Source organism: Streptomyces sp. BYX5S, from assembly GCF_054724165.1.
The window spans coordinates 1,408,407-1,426,083 of record NZ_CM138829.1; the positions used below are offsets into that span (position 1 = coordinate 1,408,407).

Annotated in this window: 18 protein-coding genes; 3 read left to right on the plus strand and 15 right to left on the minus strand. The window is 70.8% G+C overall.

The annotated features are described in order from the left end of the window. Window positions 1–13: 13 nt before the first annotated feature. Window positions 14–919: an SGNH/GDSL hydrolase family protein gene (locus ACYBSK_RS06280; RefSeq protein ID WP_457475861.1), complete on the minus strand. Its 906-nt coding sequence runs from the start codon at window positions 917–919 to the stop codon at window positions 14–16. A 310-nt stretch (window positions 920–1,229) separates the two neighbouring features. Between ACYBSK_RS06280 and ACYBSK_RS06285 the strand changes: the two genes are divergently transcribed. Next, window positions 1,230–1,724: a DUF3145 domain-containing protein gene (locus ACYBSK_RS06285; protein WP_457475862.1), complete on the plus strand. Its 495-nt coding sequence runs from the start codon at window positions 1,230–1,232 to the stop codon at window positions 1,722–1,724. Window positions 1,725–1,845: 121 nt separating this feature from the next. On the opposite strand, the gene ACYBSK_RS06290 is transcribed toward ACYBSK_RS06285, so the two are convergent. From ACYBSK_RS06290 to ACYBSK_RS06310, 5 genes are all read right to left on the minus strand, one after another. After that, window positions 1,846–3,117 (minus strand): beta-ketoacyl-[acyl-carrier-protein] synthase family protein, encoded by a 1,272-nt coding sequence (locus tag ACYBSK_RS06290; protein WP_457475863.1) that lies wholly within the window; start codon window positions 3,115–3,117, stop codon window positions 1,846–1,848. Window positions 3,118–3,207: 90 nt separating this feature from the next. Next, a complete protein-coding gene (locus ACYBSK_RS06295) occupies window positions 3,208–3,456 on the minus strand; it encodes an acyl carrier protein (protein ID WP_266720003.1) in 249 nt (82 codons plus the stop codon). A gap of 73 nt (window positions 3,457–3,529) precedes the next feature. Next, window positions 3,530–4,561, minus strand: a complete 1,032-nt coding sequence (locus ACYBSK_RS06300) for a ketoacyl-ACP synthase III (protein WP_457475864.1) — start codon at window positions 4,559–4,561, stop codon at window positions 3,530–3,532. An 18-nt stretch (window positions 4,562–4,579) separates the two neighbouring features. Continuing rightward, on the minus strand, window positions 4,580–5,503 hold the full coding sequence (locus ACYBSK_RS06305; protein WP_457475865.1) for an ACP S-malonyltransferase: 924 nt from the start codon (window positions 5,501–5,503) through the stop codon (window positions 4,580–4,582). Between the two features lie 89 nt (window positions 5,504–5,592). Next, the gene (locus tag ACYBSK_RS06310; RefSeq protein ID WP_457475866.1) at window positions 5,593–6,822 is read right to left on the minus strand and encodes a PucR family transcriptional regulator; all 1,230 of its coding nucleotides are present in this window, start codon (window positions 6,820–6,822) and stop codon (window positions 5,593–5,595) included. Between the two features lie 97 nt (window positions 6,823–6,919). Between ACYBSK_RS06310 and ACYBSK_RS06315 the strand changes: the two genes are divergently transcribed. Continuing rightward, complete coding sequence (locus tag ACYBSK_RS06315) at window positions 6,920–7,573, plus strand: pirin family protein (protein WP_457481668.1); 654 nt, start codon at window positions 6,920–6,922, stop codon at window positions 7,571–7,573. Between the two features lie 36 nt (window positions 7,574–7,609). Here the strand turns inward: ACYBSK_RS06315 and ACYBSK_RS06320 are convergent, their stop codons facing one another. Then, window positions 7,610–8,419 (minus strand): serine hydrolase domain-containing protein, encoded by an 810-nt coding sequence (locus ACYBSK_RS06320; RefSeq protein WP_457475867.1) that lies wholly within the window; start codon window positions 8,417–8,419, stop codon window positions 7,610–7,612. 29 nt (window positions 8,420–8,448) lie between these two features. Further along, window positions 8,449–8,916, minus strand: coding sequence for a GNAT family N-acetyltransferase (locus ACYBSK_RS06325; RefSeq protein ID WP_460245430.1), 468 nt, complete (start codon window positions 8,914–8,916; stop codon window positions 8,449–8,451). Window positions 8,917–9,012: 96 nt separating this feature from the next. On the opposite strand from ACYBSK_RS06325, the gene ACYBSK_RS06330 reads away from it, so the two are divergent. Further along, window positions 9,013–9,486 (plus strand): MerR family transcriptional regulator, encoded by a 474-nt coding sequence (locus ACYBSK_RS06330; protein ID WP_457475869.1) that lies wholly within the window; start codon window positions 9,013–9,015, stop codon window positions 9,484–9,486. 370 nt (window positions 9,487–9,856) lie between these two features. On the opposite strand, the gene ACYBSK_RS06335 is transcribed toward ACYBSK_RS06330, so the two are convergent. The 7 genes from ACYBSK_RS06335 to ACYBSK_RS06365 form a co-directional block, all read right to left on the minus strand. Continuing rightward, window positions 9,857–11,119, minus strand: a complete 1,263-nt coding sequence (locus ACYBSK_RS06335) for an acyltransferase family protein (protein ID WP_460245431.1) — start codon at window positions 11,117–11,119, stop codon at window positions 9,857–9,859. Next, window positions 11,116–12,246, minus strand: a complete 1,131-nt coding sequence (locus ACYBSK_RS06340; RefSeq protein WP_460245432.1) for an alpha/beta hydrolase — start codon at window positions 12,244–12,246, stop codon at window positions 11,116–11,118. Before ACYBSK_RS06340 ends, ACYBSK_RS06335 begins: the two co-directional genes overlap by 4 nt. Window positions 12,247–12,400: 154 nt before the next feature. Next, complete coding sequence (locus tag ACYBSK_RS06345) at window positions 12,401–13,078, minus strand: response regulator (protein WP_460245433.1); 678 nt, start codon at window positions 13,076–13,078, stop codon at window positions 12,401–12,403. A gap of 15 nt (window positions 13,079–13,093) precedes the next feature. Continuing rightward, window positions 13,094–14,470, minus strand: a complete 1,377-nt coding sequence (locus tag ACYBSK_RS06350) for a sensor histidine kinase (RefSeq protein WP_460245434.1) — start codon at window positions 14,468–14,470, stop codon at window positions 13,094–13,096. Window positions 14,471–14,560: 90 nt separating this feature from the next. Continuing rightward, window positions 14,561–15,439: a DUF4429 domain-containing protein gene (locus ACYBSK_RS06355; RefSeq protein ID WP_457475874.1), complete on the minus strand. Its 879-nt coding sequence runs from the start codon at window positions 15,437–15,439 to the stop codon at window positions 14,561–14,563. Window positions 15,440–15,515: 76 nt separating this feature from the next. Further along, on the minus strand, window positions 15,516–16,727 hold the full coding sequence (locus ACYBSK_RS06360) for an alpha/beta hydrolase (protein ID WP_460245435.1): 1,212 nt from the start codon (window positions 16,725–16,727) through the stop codon (window positions 15,516–15,518). Between the two features lie 203 nt (window positions 16,728–16,930). After that, entirely contained in the window at window positions 16,931–17,572 is a 642-nt protein-coding gene (locus ACYBSK_RS06365) for a TetR/AcrR family transcriptional regulator (protein WP_460245436.1), read from the minus strand. Between the last annotated feature and the right edge of the window lie 105 nt (window positions 17,573–17,677).

Here is a 17,677-nt window from a genome sequence, read left to right on the forward strand (position 1 = left end):
GCCGGGCGTCGCCCTACGGCTTCTCCGCCGTCACCCCGCGGTACGCGAGTTCGGCGAGCCGGGCCTGCCCGTTCACGCTCGGGTGGAACCAGTCCCACTGGCTCAACTGCGCCTGCCCGAACTTGTAGCCGAACACCGCCCCGCCGTCGTACCGGCACTTCTTGTCCTTCGCGCAGACCTCGCGCAGCACCTCGTTGTACGCCACCACCCGCGCCTGCACCGCGTCCCGCCGCTCACCCGCCGCGGTCGTCAGGTCGTCCGGATCGGCCAGCATCGACGCGCAGATGCCCAGCTTCCACACCTGCTTGCCCACCGGGTTCGCCCGCCCCTGCGACCACAGGCGCTTCAGGTCCGGCACGCTCAGCACGTACACCTGCGCCTTGGGCGCCGTACGCCGCAACTGCCGCAGCGACTCCTGGAAATCGGCCCGGAAGTCCGCGACGGGCGTCATCCCGGCGACCGACGGCCGGCACGCGTCGTTGGACCCTGCCATGACCGTCACGAGCCCCGGCTTCCGCGCCGCCGCCCGGCTCATCTGCTCCGGCAGATCGGCCATCCGCGCCCCGGTCCGCGCATGGTTCCAACTGTGCGTCCGGGCGCGGTCCTTGCCGAGCAGCCGCACCGCGAGACTCTTCACCGACGCGTCGGACCCCGTCGCCCACGACGCCCTGGGGCAGTCGGAGAGCACCGAGCACGCGTCGAACCCCCGCGTGATCGAGTCGCCCACCGCGGCAATGGAGCGGGGGCTCGTGTCCCACGTCGGAGTGGGCTTCGGCGACGGCTTCGCGGAGCTCGCGGAACCGGACGGGCCCGCGGAGTTGTCCCCCTCGGCGTCGCACCCGGCGACACCGAGTGCGGCGACCGCCACGGCGGCGACCACGCCCCGAACGGCGAACAACCGTTTCCCGGACCTCCGCATCAGCCCTCCCTGCCGAACCGTCTGACGTCACACGAGGGGGCGGGGTTGCGTCCCGCCGGGTGAAAGCTCGGTGTTTGTGCGCCTCGGGACCGACAGTACGTCACACTCCTTGCACGGCTGCGCGATAGCCTCGCCCGTGGATCCCCGGTCGACCCACTGGGGCCCCGCTGTACCGGTTCCGCTAAATTACAACACGTCAGATGTGTCCCTTTTTGTCTGGACCTTGTCGTTCCGGGCAACGGGGAAGAAGGCTCGGCACGGGCGCGAGGCCGCTGGGGAAGGCGAACCTCGACCCACACTGGAGGTCCCGGTGACGACACGTGGAGTTCTGTACGTGCACTCCGCACCGCGCGCGCTGTGCCCGCACGTCGAATGGGCGGTCGCGGGCGTTCTCGGCGTCCGCGTCAGCCTCGACTGGATCCGGCAGCCCGCCGCGCCGGGCACCTGGAGATCCGAGTTCTCCTGGCGCGGCGAGGTGGGCACGGCCGCGAAGCTGGCCTCCGCGCTGCGCGGCTGGCAGCTGCTGCGCTTCGAGGTGACGGCCGAACCCTGCGCCGCCGCCGAGGGCGAGCGCTACAGCGCCACCCCCGAACTCGGTATCTTCCACGCCGTCACCGGTATCCACGGCGACATCCTCATCCCGGAGGACCGTCTGAGGGCCGCACTGACCCGCTCCAAGGCCGGCGAGACCGACCTTGAGGCCGAACTCGCCAAGCTCCTCGGCAAGCCCTGGGACGACGAACTGGAGCCTTTCCGCTACGCCGGAGAAGGCGCCCCGGTGAGATGGCTCCACCAGGTGGTGTGACCCCCGCTTTTTTTTGTCTGGGGGCGCGGGGAACTGCGCAAACCCAGCCACGACGACAGTGGGCCCGCCCCGGAAACCCGGGGCGGGCCCACTGTCACGTTCAGCGGAACGTCAGGACGCGTCAGACCGTGCGGAAGGCCAGCACCACGTTGTGGCCACCGAAGCCGAACGAGTCGTTCAGCGCGGCGATCCGCCCGTCGACCGGCAGCTTGCGCGCCTCACCGCGGACCACGTCGGCCGTACCCTCGGCCTCCGGGTCCAGGTTCTCGACGTTGATCGTCGGGGGCGCCATCCGGTGGTACAGCGCGAGCACCGACGCCACGGACTCGACACCACCGGCGCCACCGAGCAGATGCCCGGTCATCGACTTCGTACCGGAGACGGCGAAGTGGTCGGTGTCGTCACCGAACACCTTGCGCAGCGCCTTCAGCTCGGCGATGTCACCGGCCGGCGTCGACGTCGCGTGCGCGTTGACGTGCACGATCTCGGCCGGGTCCAGGTCGGTGTTGTCCAGCAGGTTCTGCAGGGCGTGCGCGATGCCGCGGCCCTCCGGCTCCGGCTGCACGATGTCGTGGCTGTCGGCGGAGATGCCCTGGCCGACCGCCTCCGCGTAGACGCGGGCGCCGCGCTTGGCGGCGTGCTCGGCGGACTCCAGGACGATGACACCGGCGCCCTCACCGAGGACGAAGCCGTCCCGCGCGGTGTCGTAGGGGCGCGAGGCACCCTGCGGGTCGTCGTTGTTCTTGGACATCGCCATCATGTTGCCGAACGCGGCGATGGGCAGCGGGTGGATGGCCGCCTCCGTGCCACCGCAGACGACGACGTCGGCGCGGCCGGTGCGGATCATCTCGATGCCGTAGCCGATGGCCTCGGCGCCCGAGGCACAGGCGGAGACCGGCGTGTGCACACCCGCGCGGGCGTTCACGGCCAGGCCCACGTTGGCCGAGGGGCCGTTGGGCATCAGCATCGGCACGGTGTGCGGGGAGACGCGGCGTACGCCCTTCTCCTTCAGCACGTCGTACTGGTCGAGGAGCGTGGTCACGCCGCCGATGCCGGACGCGATGACGGCGCCCAGCCGGTCGGGGTCGACGTTCGTGTCGTCGCCGGCCTTGTCGGTGAAACCGGCGTCGGCCCACGCCTCCTTGGCCGCGATCAGCGCGAACTGCGCCGAGCGGTCCAGCTTGCGGGCCTGCGGGCGGGGGATGACCTCGCCCGGCTCCACGGCGACCGGCGCCGCGATGCGGACCGCCTGGTCGGCGGCCCACTCCTGCTCGAGGGGCTTGACGCCGGAACGTCCGGCGACCAGGCCCTCCCAGGTGGATGTCGCGTCGCCACCCAGCGGTGTGGTTGCGCCGATACCGGTGACGACCACGGTGCGATTGGTCGAGCTCACAGGAATTCTTTCTCCAACGGATCCGAGGGATTCAGCGGCGCCACCGCCGGGTGGCGGAGCGACTGACCTTCAGGGTCTGAGGCTTGCGACTCAGTTCTGGTGGTCGAGGATGTACTTCGTGGCGTCGCCGACGGTCTTGAGGTTCTTGACGTCGTCGTCCGGGATCTTGACGTCGAAGCGCTCTTCGGCGGCGACGACGACCTCGACCATGGACAGCGAGTCGACGTCCAGGTCGTCGGTGAAGGACTTGTCCAGCTGGACGTCCTCGGTGGGGATCCCGGCGATCTCGTTCACGATCTCGGCGAGACCGGCGACGATCTCTTCCTGAGTGGCGGCCATTGTGGCGCTCCTTCGGTGTGTATCCAGAGGGTGTGGCGACATCGGTACGGATCCGAAGATCCGGACGTGATGCCTAGGGGAGGGTAACGACCGTGGCGGCGTACACGAGACCCGCCCCGAAGCCGATGACGAGCGCGGTGTCGCCGCTCTTCGCCTCGCCGGTCGCCAGAAGCCGCTCCATCGCGAGCGGAATCGAGGCGGCCGACGTGTTGCCGGTGGTGCGGATGTCACGGGCGACCGTGACGTGCTCCGGCAGTTTGAGAGTCTTCACCATCGAGTCGATGATCCGCTCGTTGGCCTGGTGCGGGATGAAGACATCCAGGTCGTCCGGGTTGATCCCGGCCGCGTCCAGCGCCTGCTGGGCGACCTTCGCCATCTCGAACACGGCCCAGCGGAAAACCGCCTGGCCCTCCTGCGTGATCGCAGGGAACTTGACGTTGCCCTGGGAGTCCACGGGCAGCTGCGCCGCATCCGTGCTGTGGAACTCGTCCCACGGCATCGTCTGCTTGATGGTGCCGGCCTTGTCGCCCTCGGAGCCCCACACGGTCGGGCCGATCGCGGGTTCCTGGGACGGGCCGACGATCACGGCACCCGCACCGTCACCGAACAGGAAGGCCGTCGCGCGGTCCTCCAGGTCGGTCAGGTCGGAGAGCCGCTCCACGCCGATGACAAGTACGTGCTCGGCACTGCCCTCGACGATCATGCCCTTGGCGAGCGTGAGGCCGTAGCCGAAACCGGCGCAGCCCGCGGAGATGTCGAACGCGGCGGCCTTGGCCGTACCGAGCTTGTCCGCGATCTCCGTCGCGATCGCCGGCGTCTGCGCGAAGTGCGAGACGGTCGACACGACCACGGCGCCGATCTGCTCCGGCTGGATGCCCGCGTCGGCGATGGCCTTGCCGGACGCCTCGACCGACATCATCGCCACGGTCTCCTCGTCACTGGCCCAGTGACGGGTGGAGATGCCGGAGCGCGAGCGGATCCACTCGTCGGACGAGTCGATCTTTTCGAGGATCACCTCGTTGGGCACGACCCGGGTCGGCCGGTAGCCGCCGACGCCGAGGATGCGCGCGTACGGGGCACCCTTACTGGGCTTGATCTTCGACATGCTGCTCGGATCTCCTTCTCAGGCCGTTGCTTCGGTTGCTTCGGCGATCAGGGCGCGGGCCGCGTCGAGGTCGTCGGGGGTCTTCAGGGCGAGGGTCTTCACGCCGGGCAGCGCGCGCTTGGCGATCCCGGTGAGGGTGCCGCCGGGGCACACCTCGATGAGCGCGGTCACACCGAGCTCCTGGAACGTCTCCATGCACAGGTCCCAGCGCACGGGGTTCGCGACCTGGCCGACGAGGCGGGAGACCACCTCGGCGCCGGTCGCGACCGTCCTGCCGTCCTTGTTCGAGACGTACGTGATCGTGGGGTCGGCCGGGGCCAGCGCCTTCGCGGCCTCCTCCAGCTTCGCCACGGCCGGGCCCATGTGCCGGGTGTGGAACGCGCCCGCCACCTTCAGCGGCACCACGCGGCGCACGCCCTCGGGCTTGTCGGCCTCCAGCGCGGCCAGCTCCTCCAGCGTGCCGGCGGCCACGATCTGGCCCGCGCCGTTCACGTTCGCCGGGGTCAGGCCCAGCTTCTCCAGGTGCGGGACGGTGACCTCGGGGTCGCCGCCGAGCAGCGCCGACATCCCCGTCCGCGTGATCGCCGCGGCGTCCGCCATCGCCAGACCGCGCGTACGGACCAGCTGGAGAGCGGCGGCGTCGTCGAGCACTCCGGCGAAGGCGGCCGCGGTGATCTCACCGACGCTGTGCCCCGCCACGGCGCCCGGCGTCACGTCGCCGAGCGCGGAGGCCGAGAGGAGCCCGGCCGCTACCAGGAGCGGCTGGGCGACGGCCGTGTCGCGGATCGCGTCCGCGTCGGCCTGCGTGCCGTAGTGGGCGAGGTCGAGGCCGATGGCGTCGGACCACGCGGCAAGGCGGTCCGCGGCACCGGGGAGTTCGAGCCAGGGAGTCAGGAAGCCGGGCGTCTGGGCGCCTTGGCCGGGAGCGACGAGTACGAGCACTCTCACACTCTCTCTTGGGGACGGGTCGGGCCGCCCGTGGGGACAGGGACGAAGAACCGAAGGGGGAATTGTAGGCCCCCGACAAAAGCCTACGGCTGGGGATCGGCCTCGGCCAGACGCCCCAGGATCAGGGCGATGCGCAACGTGAAAGCCGAGCGGACGTCCGAGGGCGACCATCCGGTGACGTCGGTCACACGTCGAAGCCGGTAGCGGACGGTGTTCGGATGCACGAAGAGCATCCGCGCCGCTCCCTCCAGACTGCTTGCCTGTTCCAGGTAGACGCTGAGCGTTTCGAGGAGCGCCGAGCCGGCCTCCTCCAGCGGTCTGTAGATCTCCTCCACCAACTGCTCCCGCGCGGCGGGGTCGGAGGCGATCGCGCGCTCCGGAAGCAGATCGTCCGCCAGCACCGGGCGCGGCGCGTCCTGCCAGGCCCCGCACGCCTTGAGTCCGGCGGCCGCGGCCTGCGCGGACCGGGTCGCGGCGAGCAGGTCGGGGACCACGGGCCCGGCGACCACGGGACCCGCCGCGAACGGCCCGATCAGCGACTTCGCCACGGCCAGCGGGTTGTCGCTGCCGCCCGCGATCACGACGAGCCGGTTGCCGAGGACGCCGGTCAGGACCTGGAGCTTGGCGTGCCGCGAGGCCCGCCGGATCGCCTCCACCGTCAGCTCGCTGTCGCCGTCGGGCGCCGTGCCGAGCACCACGCACACGTGCTCGGGGGAGTTCCAGCCGAGCGCCGCGGCCCGGCTGACCGCGCCCTCGTCGGCCTCCCCGGACAGCACCGCGTTCACCACGAGCGACTCCAGCCGCGCGTCCCAGGCGCCCCGTGCCTCCGCCGCCTGCGCGTACACCTGGGCGGTCGCGAACGCGATCTCCCGCGCGTACACGAGCAGCGCCTCCCGCAGCACGCTCTCGTCGCCGGGCGCCGCCACCTCGTCGATGGCGGACTCCATGACCTCGATGGTGGTGCGCACCATCTCCACGGTCTGGCGCAGCGTGATCGCCCGGGTCAGCTCCCGGGGCGCCGTGCCGAACACGTCCGTCGAGATCGCCTGCGGCGCGTCCGGGTGCCGGAACCACTCGGTGAACGCGGCGATACCCGCCTGCGCCACCAGGCCGATCCACGACCGGTTCTCCGGAGGCATCGCCCGGTACCAGGGCAACGTCTCGTCCATGCGCGTGATCGCCTGCGCGGCGAGTGCCCCGGACGACTTCTCCAGGCGCTTCAGGGTCGCCGAGTGCGGGTGGGGATCCGCGGGGCCGCCTTGCCGGTCCGCTGGTTCGTTCGCTGAGGGCTGCTCTGATTCCGATTGGGGCACGGGGACAAGACTGCCTTATCGGAACGGCTCAGCGGAGTGGAGGGTCCTGGGTGAGCCCACCGAAAGGCCGGAAACGCGGACTACCGTGTACCGCGTGATTGATGTACGCCGCTCCGGCGACCGCTATCTGGGCGGCGAACCCGACGCGGGGATCGACTCCCGCCACGCCTTCTCCTTCGGCCCGCACTACGACCCGGACAACCTGCGCTTCGGCGCGATCCTCGCCTGCAACGAGGAGCGCCTCGCGCCCGGCGCCGGTTTCGACGAACACCCGCACAGCCACACGGAGATCGTCACCTGGGTCGTCACCGGTGAACTCACCCACCGCGACTCCACCGGCCACGAGTCCGTGGTCCGCCCCGGCGACGTGCAGCGCCTCAGCTCCGGCGGCGGAGTCCGCCACGTCGAGCGCAACGACGGCGTCGAGCCCCTCACCTTCATCCAGATGTGGCTGGCCCCCCGCGACCCGGGCGGCGACCCGGTGTACGAGGTGGTGCACGGCATCGCGGACTCCACCCCGTACGACGTCCCCGCGGCCGACGCGATGCTGCACGTCCGGCGCCTCGCGGCGGGCGAGCGCGGCGAGATCCCGGACGCCGCGCACGTCTACGTCCACGTGGTGCACGGCGAAGTGCGGCTCGCGGACGCGGAGTTGAGCGACGGGGACGCCGCCCGCATCACCGCCGAGTCCGGCCTCGACGTGCTGGCGCGGACGCCGTCGCACCTGCTGATCTGGGAGATGAACGGGTGACGCGCTCCGCCTGACGCCCTCCGGGACGGCCGGAGGTCAGATCTCCGCGAGCACCGCGTCGGTGAACGGCGGCCACACCTCGGCCGCCCACGGCCCGAACGCCCGGTCCGTCAGCGCCACACAGGCCACCCCCGCGTCCGGGTCCACCCACAGGAACGTGCCGGACTGCCCGAAGTGCCCGAACGTCCGCGGGGACGACGAACTGCCCGTCCAGTGCGGCGACTTGTGGTCCCGGATCTCGAACCCGAGCCCCCAGTCGTTCGGGTTCTGGTGCCCGTACCCCGGCAGCACTCCCTTCGTGCCCGGGTACTGCACGGTCATCGCCTCGGCCACCGTCCGCGGGTCGAGGAGCCGCGGCGCCTGCACCTCGGCGGCGAACCGCACCAGGTCCTCCACCGTCGACACACCGTCCTTCGCGGGCGATCCGTCGAGCGTCGTCGCCGTCATCCCCAGCGGTTCGAGCACGGCCTGGCGCAGATACTCGCCGAACGCGATGTCCGTCGCCTTCGCGATGTGGTCCCCGAGCACCTCGAAGCCCGCGTTCGAGTACAGCCGCCGCGTCCCCGGCTCCGACGTCGTCCTGTGCTCGTCGAAAGCGAGTCCGCTGGTGTGCGCCAGGAGGTGCCGCACCGTCGCGCCCTCGGGGCCCGCCGGCTCCTCCAGCTCGATCGCCCCTTCCTCGTAGGCGACCAGGGCCGCATAGGCCGCGAGCGGCTTGGTGACCGAGGCCAGCGGGAAACGGTGGGCCGTGGGTCCGTGCGACCCCAGTACCGTGCCGTCCGCACGGACGACGGCTGCTGCGGCGGTCGGTACCGGCCAGTTCTCGATCAACGCGAGGCTCTGCATGCCCCGAGCTTAATTCCCCCCTCTCCTCCTCAGAGCGCCAGCCTCATCGCGGGCGCGGGCGTGCGGACGAAACCGAGGGAGGAGTACAGCGGCTCTCCCTCGACCGACGCGTGCAGATCGACGCGGCGGACGTCGCGCTCCCCGAACCAGGCGAGCAGCGCCTCTATGCAGGCCCGCGAGTAGCCCCGGCGCCGGTACCCCGGATCGGTGCACACATTGAACACACGGCCCGACGTCCCCTCCGGGTTGCCGGGGCTGCCCAGGCTGAGGCCGACCGTGCCGGTGGCGCAGGCCGCGAGCGTCCCCGGCGCGTCCGGCGCCTCCACCACGAACACCGCCAACGGCCCCTCCCCGTCCGCCAGATGAGAACGCAGTGCCTGCGCCGTGTGCGCCTGCCACGCCACGTCGTCACTCGGTCCCATCGAGTCCAGCATGATCTTGCGCAGGCGGACCAGTTCCTCGGCGTCGGCGGGTGCGGCGCGGTGTACGACAGTCATGGCGCGCACCGTAACCGGGCCGTGCGCGAGGCGTCGCCCCGATTTTCCTCTGCCTTGCTTGCTTGGAGTGCACTCCAAGGTTCTAGCGTGGGAACCATGACGGTGATGGAGACCACGACCCGGTCCCGCGCACAGACCAGGAAGCCCGACAACTGTGCCTCGGTGCCACCCCCGCACCCCCGCCCGGAGGGCCAGGACCACTACACCATCAGCGAGGTCGTCGCCCTCACCGGACTGACCGCCCACACCCTGCGCTGGTATGAGCGGATCGGCCTCATGCCCGACGTCGACCGCTCCCACACCGGGCAGCGCCGCTACAGCAACCGTGACCTGGACTGGCTGTCGTTCGTCGGCAAGCTCCGGCTCACCGGGATGCCCGTCGCCGACATGGTGCGCTACGCCGAACTGGTCCGCCGCGGCGAGCAGACCTTCGACGAACGCCGCGAACTGCTCGAAGCGACCCGCCGCGACGTCCTGAACCGCATGGCCGAGCTCCAGGGCACCCTCGCCGTACTCGACTACAAGATCAACTTCTACGGGGGCGCCTGCCCGGGACCGGGTGTCGAGTAGGCGAGACGCTGCGGGAGCCTTAACGGTGGTGGTGCGTGAGTTGCCGAAGCGACACGGGAGCCTTCACGACGGTGGCCCTCACGTTGGCGGTCCGCGCGTTGGCGGTCCGCGAGTGGCTGAGGTATCACGGGAGCCCTCACGTCGGCGGCGCATGAGTGGCTAAGGCGGCACGGGTGCCTTCACGTTGGCGGCGCGTGAGTGGCTGAGGCATCACGGGTGCCCTCACGTCGGCGGCGCGTGAGTGGCCAAGGCGACACGGGTGCCTTCACGTCGGCGGCCCGCGCGTAGCCGAGGCACCGCGGGAGTCCCGCGTCGGCGGTCCGCGCGTGGCCGAGGCGCCACCGGCGGCTTCCTGTGGCGCCGGCGTGGCTCACGCCAGCCCCAGGGCGAAGACCGTGAACCCGGCGGCGAGCAACCCGGCCAGCGCCCGCCGCACCCGGCTCGTCCGCTTCCACGGTGACTCGAAGCCCCGCGCATAGCGGCCTATCAGCACGAGCAGCGCCGCGAACAGTGGAAGCCACGCGAGGCGGATCGCTATCCAGCCGAGCGTGTCCGGCGCCGTCGTGAGCCCGGGTATCGCGCCCGCGAGGGAGCCAGGTATCGCGGCCGTGAGCAGCGCCGTCTGGTGCCAGCACAGGATGGTCATCGCCGACAGGTTGATGACCACGACCGGCGCCCACAGGGCGGGGCGGCGCAGCAGCCCCGCCAGGCGGTCCCGCAGCAGGATCGCCGCGCCGCTCTGCGCGGCCGCCAGGGCGAGGACGAGCAGCGACGGCGGATGCGAGTTGGTCCGCGCCTCACCCGGCACCCCGACCATCGACGCCGGGTAGTGGAATAGCAGCAGAAGCGCCGCGAACAGAGCCGTCCCACCGGCCAGCAGTATCCAGGCGCCTCGCCTGCCGAGCCTCTTCTCCCCCCAGCAGACGCCGAGTTGGTAGGCGAACATCCAGCCCGGCAGCAGATTGAGCAGGCTCAGCCATGACGGCATGTCCGTGGCGAAGGGCCCGTACCGGAGGAAGTCGACGACGGCCACCGAACCGATCAGGGGAACCGCGGCCCAGGCGCCGAGCCGCCGCGCCGCCCTGATGCACCACGGTGTGAGCGCGGTGATCACGGTGTAGACGCCGACGAACCACAGCGGCTGTATCACCAGGGTGGAAGCGGTGCGCAGGCTCGCCAGGGGTACCCCGAGGGTGTACAGCAGCGGAGCTGCCGCCGCCCATACCGCGGTCACGCCCAGCACCGGGCGGCCCAGACGAGCCAGCCTGCCCCGCAGCCAGTCGGCGGTCGACGTGCCACGCTCCCGCGCCCGTCGGTACGACAGCGCCGACGCGTAACCGCCGACGAGGAAGAAGACCCCGAGCATCTGCAACACCCAGCTGAGCGGGGCGAAGAAGCCGAAGCTGCTCAGCGGGCTCGCATTGTGCAGGCCGCCCTGCGAGTCCAGCGTGAAGCCGGCGAGGAGCCAGTGCCCGGTGGGCACGGCGAGCAGGGCCAGCGCCCGCAGCCCGTCCACCGCCCGGTCCCGATGTGCGGGCGTCCTCGCGTCGATCGAGGCGACGGCCGAGGACACGGACGCGCGCGCGGAGGTGGTGGCCGAGGCCAGAGACGCGCGCAGAGAGGTGGTGGTCATGACGCAGCTCCGGTGGCGATGTCGGCGAAGGTGCGCAACGAGTCCGTGCCCGGCGCGAAGTAGCCCGTATGTCCGTGGGCATGCGCGGCGGGCACTCGCCGCGCTCCGAAGGAGGGATCGGTCGGGTCGGTGCCGTGCCCCAGGCCGAACAGCTCGACGTTCGGAACCTTTCCGATCCAGTCGCTGTCGTCCCGGGCCGCCCACACCCGGGCGTGCGTGTGCAGTTCGGCCACGGTGTCGGCGCGCAGCCCCGGCGAGCCGAGGGCCACCAGATCCGAAGCGGGCAGCCGGGACGCGGCGAGCCCGCACACCACCGACCCGTAGCTGTGGCAGAAGACGGACGGGGTCGGGGCGCCCGCCGCCGTGAGGCCCTGGGCGAAGCGCGCGAGTCTGGGGGCGCCCGCCTCGGCGAGCCGGCCCGTCGCCGCGTCCGGGCCCAGGCCCACCGGCGTCGTGTAGCCGACCCAGGCCACCACCGCCGTCTGTCCATCCGTCGCCCGGTACAAGGAGCGCGCCATCCCGGACGGTGTCCCGTATTCGTCCTTGGCCCGGTCGAAGGTGTGCAGGTCGATGTCGGAGCCCGGCACGATCACCGAGACATGGCGAGCCGTCTCCAAGTCGCCGTACACCTCAGCGACTTGCCCGCGGCCGCGCGGGTCGAAGGCGAGTATCCGGCGGCCCTGCGCGAGCAGTTCGGCGCAGCGGTCGGCGCGTGCCCGCGCCGAGTCCCGCTCCCGATCGGTCAGCTCTCGGTTCTTCGCCTCGGTGCGGGCGCGGGCCAGCTCGGCGCGCAGCGCCAGCGCGTTGGCCTCGTAGCGCAGAGCGATGGGGGCCCCGTCCAGATTGCCCACGACCGACGGGTGACGCGCGACCAGCTCACGCTGCTCCGCACCGCTCAACCCGCGGAAGAAGGAAGCGACTTGAGCGGGAGTGGCTTCAGCCGGGTCGGGCAGGGGGCCGTCGAGTGAGTCGTCCGCGCGCCAGGATGCGGTGCCCGGGGGAGGGCCGGTGAGCGGCCGCTGTTCCTGGCCCGATGCCCACCCCACCGTGCCAGACACGGCGATGGCCGTGAGCACGGCGGTTGCCACGGCACGGCGGCCGCGTTGTTTCCAAGAGCCCAGAGCCATCGCCCGTCTCCCCTTCGTCCAGTGGTGTGACGAGGGGAAGGTAGGAGGACGGACGCGGGCCGGACGTCACACTGCGGAGCCAACTCGGCCTTGATACCTGAGTACTCACGACTGATACCGCAGTAGGGGGTCGACCCCTCTCAGCTGCGGGAAGTCACCGCTCGCCGGGCGTGACGAGACCCGACTCGTACGCGAAGATCACGGCCTGCGCGCGGTCGCGCAGACCCAACTTCGCCAGCACACGGCCGATATGGGTCTTCACCGTCTGCTCGGCCAGCACCAGCTTCTCCGCGATCTCCTGATTCGACAGCCCCCGCGCGATCAGTTCGAGGACCTCGGCCTCGCGCGGCGTCAGGCTCTTCAGCAGCGGGGAGCGCTTCTTGCGGTGCGCGGGGCGCGTCTTGGCGAAGTCCTCGATGAGGCGCTTGGTGACGGTCGGAGCGAGCAGCGCCTCACCGGCCGCGACCACGCGCACCGCGGCGATCAGATCGGCCGGCGGCGCGTCCTTCAGCAGAAAGCCGGACGCGCCCGCTCGCAGCGCGGCGTACACATAGTCGTCGACGTCGAAGGTGGTGAGCATCAGCACCTTCGGCCGGTGCACCACGCCGGGCGGGGGTGCCAGCAGTTCCTGCGCCGCGGCCAGCCCGTCCATCTCCGGCATCCGCACATCCATGAGGACCACGTCGGGATGCGTGGAGCGGCTCACCTGGACGCCCTCCCGGCCGTCGGGAGCCTCACCCACGACGTCGATGTCGCTCTGCGCGTTCAGCAGCGCGGCGAAACCCGCCCGCACCATGCTCTGGTCGTCGACGATGATCACGCGAATGGTCATGCGTGCCGCATTCCTTTATGCCGTCGGGGAGCCGGGCTCGGTCAACGGGAGCCGGGCCGCGACGCGGAAACCTCCGTCGGGCAGCGGTCCCACGTCCAACGTGCCGCCGACCAACCGTACGCGCTCGTTCATCCCTATCAGCCCGTGTCCGGTACCGGTGGCCGATTCGACGGGCGATATCGGCTCCATGGCGGGCCCGTTGACCACGATCACCAGCAGGGCGTCGTCGTCGAGGCCGATGGAGATCTCGGTGCGGGCGCCGGGGGCATGCCGCACCACGTTCGCCAGCGCCTCCTGAACAATGCGGTAGGCGGAGAGGTCCACCGCCGGAGGCACGTTGACCAGGCCACGGACGATGGTCAGCTCCGGTGCGGACACATAGGCCGGAACCCCGCCCCGTATGGTCGCCTCGACCAGCTGGCCCAGGTGCGCGAGGCCGGGCTGCGGGACCAGGTCGCCCTGCGCCTCCTCGCTGCGCAGGACCGCGAGGAGGCGCCGCATCTCGGTCAGGGACTCGCGCGCCCCCGCGGCTATCGACTCGAACTCCGCGCACGCCTCGTCGGGCAGATCCCGCAGACGGTAGGGCGCCGAGTCGGCCTGCACGGTGATCACCGACATGTGGTGCGCGACGACGTCGTGCAGCTCGCGCGCGATGCGGGCCCGCTCCTCGAGCAGCGTCCTGCGCGTCCGCTCCGCCTCGCTGATCGTCTCCTGCACGACGAGCTTGCGCCTGGTCTCGCCGCGCTCCCGCAGCAGGGCACCCAGGAGCAGCACTCCACCGCTCAGCACGATGAGCAGCACGCTCGTGTCCTGGCTGGTCCCGTCCCGGAAGAGACCGAGGACGATGCTCGCTCCGACGGTGACCAGCCAGATGCAGACGAGGGTGCGGCGGCTCTCCCGCAAGGAGAGCACGATGCACAGCACCAGGTAGGCCACGATCGTCATGGCGGTCCACGGCGACGGATGGTTCGCGTCGCCCTGGAAGAGCGGGATCGCGCCCAGCACTCCGGCGGTGATCATGATGCACCAGGCGGTCAGCGGGCGGCTCACCGCGAGGATCAGGGGAGCGGACTGGGCGACGGCGATGGCGCCGGCGAGGCCGCCCCCGACCCCGTAGTCGTTCGACAGCACCTGGGTCGTCGTCGGGATCAGCGCCGCCGTGAAGCCCAGCGCCACCAGATACGGCAACAGCCGCATCCAGCGTCGGGGCGCGTGCGCGAGCAGGGGCTCCGAGCGGTCGTCGGCCAGGGCCGCGGTGAGCGTCGCACCGGCCGAGGCCAGCCGGTCGCCCAGTCGCCGCACTGCTCCGGTCGCGCGCCGGGAGCCCGTCCGGCCGGAGTCGTCGTCCGGTGGGCGGGGCGGATGCTCCGGTGGAGTGGGTGCGGTGTTCATGGCCAGATCAGCGTAGGCAACCAGGCCCCGTCGTGCCGTCATACCGGGGTGCTCAACCCCACCTCATACCCCGGTATGACAGAACCGGCGTCACAGCTGCGCGAGCAGTTCGGCCTTCTTCGTCGTGAATTCCGCGTCCGTCACCAGACCCGCCTGATGCAGCTCACCGAGGTGCCGGATGCGGTCGGCGATGTCCGCGGGATCGCGTCTGCCGGCCCCTGCCGACTCGCCGCGCAGCGCCGTGGCCTGCGGGGACGCTGGCCCGGCCGCCCGTACGGCCGCCAGGACCGAAGCCGCGAACGGCAGCGACTCGTGCACCGGGCCGTAGCCCAGCCCGAAGACCACGGCGGCCGGATCCTGGTCCGCCTGTCCCGGCTGCTCCCCGGCGGCGTCGCGCGGCAGCAGCCGCAGATGCCCTTCGAAGAGTTCGGGCGAGCGCCATTCGACGCCACTCAGGTCGGAGACCGGGAAGGTCTTGTCCCCGGCCTTCCACTTCGCGGAGGAGGCCCCGGTCCAGAACCAGCGGAAGGCCACCGAGGTTCCGTCGAACGAGGCCTTTCCGTCGTAGGCCTTGAACTGACGGGGCGGCTCGGGAGGAGCCACCAGATAGCTCTCCGGCCGCATGTCCTCCTCGTCGGAGAGCTGCTCGCGCAGTTCGTCCGCGTAGTACTCGGCGAGCGTCTCGCGCTCAGCGGGCAGCACGAGGCGGTACGGGTCGCTGCCCTCCTTGAGCTGTCCCTCCGCGGCGTCCATCAATGGATCCGCGCCCGGTCGTGGCACCGCGTGCAGCACGACGGTCCCGCGTTTTCCAGGAGTCAGGGTCACCGCCGCGATCGCTTCCAGAGGGATGCGGCGTTCGCCCAGCGCCTGAAGGAGCTTGGGCGTGCGGATCCCCCGTTCGAAGCGGATGAGCACGGAGTCGGACTCGAACTCCCAGGCGGCATGAAATCCGGCCAGTACGTCACCCATGTGGCTCATCGTAGGCGGAGTGCGCGTCTCCGTCGCCTGTCGCGGCAGACGACTGTTCCGCCACCTTCTACGCGCGTCAGGCGGAGACCTTGCCGGAAAAACCGTTGAGACACCCCTGACCCCCGCCCGCACAGTGGACCGTCTTGTACGAGCCAGTGCCGATGTCGGCGAAGTTGGCGAGGCTCTCGGTGCCGGGAACGAAGTAGCCGGTGTGTCCCTTGGAGTCCCCTGCCGCCATGACGCGCGCGCCGAAAGCGGTGGAGACCGGGTCTGCGCCGTGCCCGAGGCCGCCGACCTCCATGTAGGGGATGTCCTGGATCCAGTCGTCCCTGTCGCGGGTGGCCCACACGCGCGCGTGGGTCTTCAGTCCCGCGGCGCTCTGGGCGCGCATGCCCGGACTGCCCGCCACCGCGATGTCGCTGACCCGGTCGGGCAGGTGGTGCGCCGCGACACCGCACACCACGGAGCCGTAGCTGTGGCAGTACAGGGCGACGGAGGAGTGGCCGGGCAGGCCGCGCAGCATGGCGTTGAGCCGCACCGCGCCGTCCTCGGCGCGCATCGCCGTGGCGGCGTCCACGCCCAGGCCGCTCGGCGCGGTGTAGTCGGCCCACGCGATGACCGCGGTGCGGGTGTGCGGGCTGGCGCCACGCTCGGCGCCGTACAGGGAGCGCGCCATGCCCACGGGGGCGGAGTACTGGCGTGAGGTGCGCTCGAAGGTCAGCACGTTGGTGTCGACGCCCGGCACGACCACGGACACCCGCTCGGCCTTGTCGAGGTTGCCGAAGACCTCGGCCACCCGTCCGGAGCCCAGCGGGTCGAAGGAGAGGATCTTGCGGTCGGGCTTCGCCAGCGACGTGAACCGGTTCATGCGCTTCTTCGCGTCGGCATGACCGACGGACGAGAGCCTGTTGTCGTACATGCGTTTGTGCTCGACCTGACGGGCCTGGTCGAGCGCGATGCGGTTGGCGCGATAACGCAGCTCTACAGGAGCGCCGTTCATGTTGCCGACCGCGAGCGGATACCGGGCGGCGAGCTTCCCGCGCTGGTGCGCGGTCAGTGAGCTGAAGAAGTGCGCGAGGCGGGTGGGGGAGCCGTCGGGCGCGGGCAGTGCATGTCCGTTCATCCGGCCGTGCTCCCAAGCGGTGAGCGCGGTCTGGAGTGGCGATGTGACGCCTCGCTGATGGCGCACCGCGGTCCAGCCGGTGGTGGCCAGCATGACGAACACGACGACCAGCGCAAGCAGTGCGCGCCAGACGTTGAGTTGGGGGGAGGTATCGAAGGAAGTCACTGCGGGACACCCTAGGAGAAGCGCACGGGGCACCGTGAACGAGGTGAGGCGGATCACGTTTCACGGGGTGTATTTGGGTAGAACCGGACGCGGTTGCAGTGAGGGCTTCACGCTGCGTGAGAGCGAAAAGCGCCTCCCGCGCGCGGGAGTACGCCCCTTCGTCGCCCTCGGTGCGACGCGCGTCACTCGCACTTACGCGTTCATTACCCCTGGTCGTGGCGCCATTGCTCGGCGAGCGCGGGCCTCAGGTGATCGAGATGCGACTCGGTCAGCGCGCGGATCGACGCGACGCTCGCGTCGTCCCCCGCGCCCCACAGGCGTCCGGTCGTTCGCATCACGCCGCCGAACGCGGCCACGGCGACACGCGGTCGCGGATCGGCGTCCACGTCGAGGCCTTCGCGTTCGGCGACCACGCGCGCGAGTTCCTCCTCCAGCTCGATGGAGCGACGCAGATGGACGGCCAGCAGAGAGGGCGTGGACTCGATCATCCGGTAGGTGCGCATGTGGAGTTCGAGCGGAACGACCTCCTCCACGACACGGCTCATCGCGTCCCAGGTGTCGAGAACGGTCTGGCGCAGCGCCTCAAGTGGGCCTTCCGACATGGGGCGTTCACGCAACGAGGCGACGAAGCGGGACTCCACCATCTGCTGCACCGCGAGTGCGGCCTCCTCCTTGTTCGCGAAATAGCGGAAGAACGTGCGCTGGGACACCTCGCAGGCCTCGGTGATCTCGTCGACCGTCGTCCGGTCGAACCCCTGTGTGGTGAAAAGCTCAAGTGCCGCACGCAGTAGGGAGTTTCGCGTGCGCCGCTTCTTGAGCTCGCGCAGGTTGATCCGATCCGACATGGCCCTCTTTCTCGCTGCTCGTACCGCTCGGCATGGTGTGAGCGACGTGACAGTTACCGACTTGTGAAATGGTTCGTCAAGTGTCAGTGGCTGTCTCTAGCCTCG

Excerpts from the sequence above, each read along its gene's own strand:
- ACYBSK_RS06325 (WP_460245430.1), bottom strand. The coding sequence starts at position 8,916 with ATGACTGTCGTACACCGCGCCGCACCCGCCGACGCCGAGGAACTGGTC.
- ACYBSK_RS06340 (WP_460245432.1), bottom strand. The coding sequence starts at position 12,246 with ATGGCTCTGGGCTCTTGGAAACAACGCGGCCGCCGTGCCGTGGCAACC.
- ACYBSK_RS06345 (WP_460245433.1), bottom strand. The coding sequence starts at position 13,078 with ATGACCATTCGCGTGATCATCGTCGACGACCAGAGCATGGTGCGGGCG.
- ACYBSK_RS06330 (WP_457475869.1), top strand. The coding sequence starts at position 9,013 with ATGACGGTGATGGAGACCACGACCCGGTCCCGCGCACAGACCAGGAAG.
- ACYBSK_RS06300 (WP_457475864.1), bottom strand. The coding sequence starts at position 4,561 with ATGTCGAAGATCAAGCCCAGTAAGGGTGCCCCGTACGCGCGCATCCTC.
- ACYBSK_RS06320 (WP_457475867.1), bottom strand. The coding sequence starts at position 8,419 with ATGCAGAGCCTCGCGTTGATCGAGAACTGGCCGGTACCGACCGCCGCA.
- ACYBSK_RS06335 (WP_460245431.1), bottom strand. The coding sequence starts at position 11,119 with ATGACCACCACCTCTCTGCGCGCGTCTCTGGCCTCGGCCACCACCTCC.
- ACYBSK_RS06295 (WP_266720003.1), bottom strand. The coding sequence starts at position 3,456 with ATGGCCGCCACTCAGGAAGAGATCGTCGCCGGTCTCGCCGAGATCGTG.
- ACYBSK_RS06280 (WP_457475861.1), bottom strand. The coding sequence starts at position 919 with ATGCGGAGGTCCGGGAAACGGTTGTTCGCCGTTCGGGGCGTGGTCGCC.
- ACYBSK_RS06355 (WP_457475874.1), bottom strand. The coding sequence starts at position 15,439 with ATGGGTGACGTACTGGCCGGATTTCATGCCGCCTGGGAGTTCGAGTCC.
- ACYBSK_RS06350 (WP_460245434.1), bottom strand. The coding sequence starts at position 14,470 with ATGAACACCGCACCCACTCCACCGGAGCATCCGCCCCGCCCACCGGAC.
- ACYBSK_RS06365 (WP_460245436.1), bottom strand. The coding sequence starts at position 17,572 with ATGTCGGATCGGATCAACCTGCGCGAGCTCAAGAAGCGGCGCACGCGA.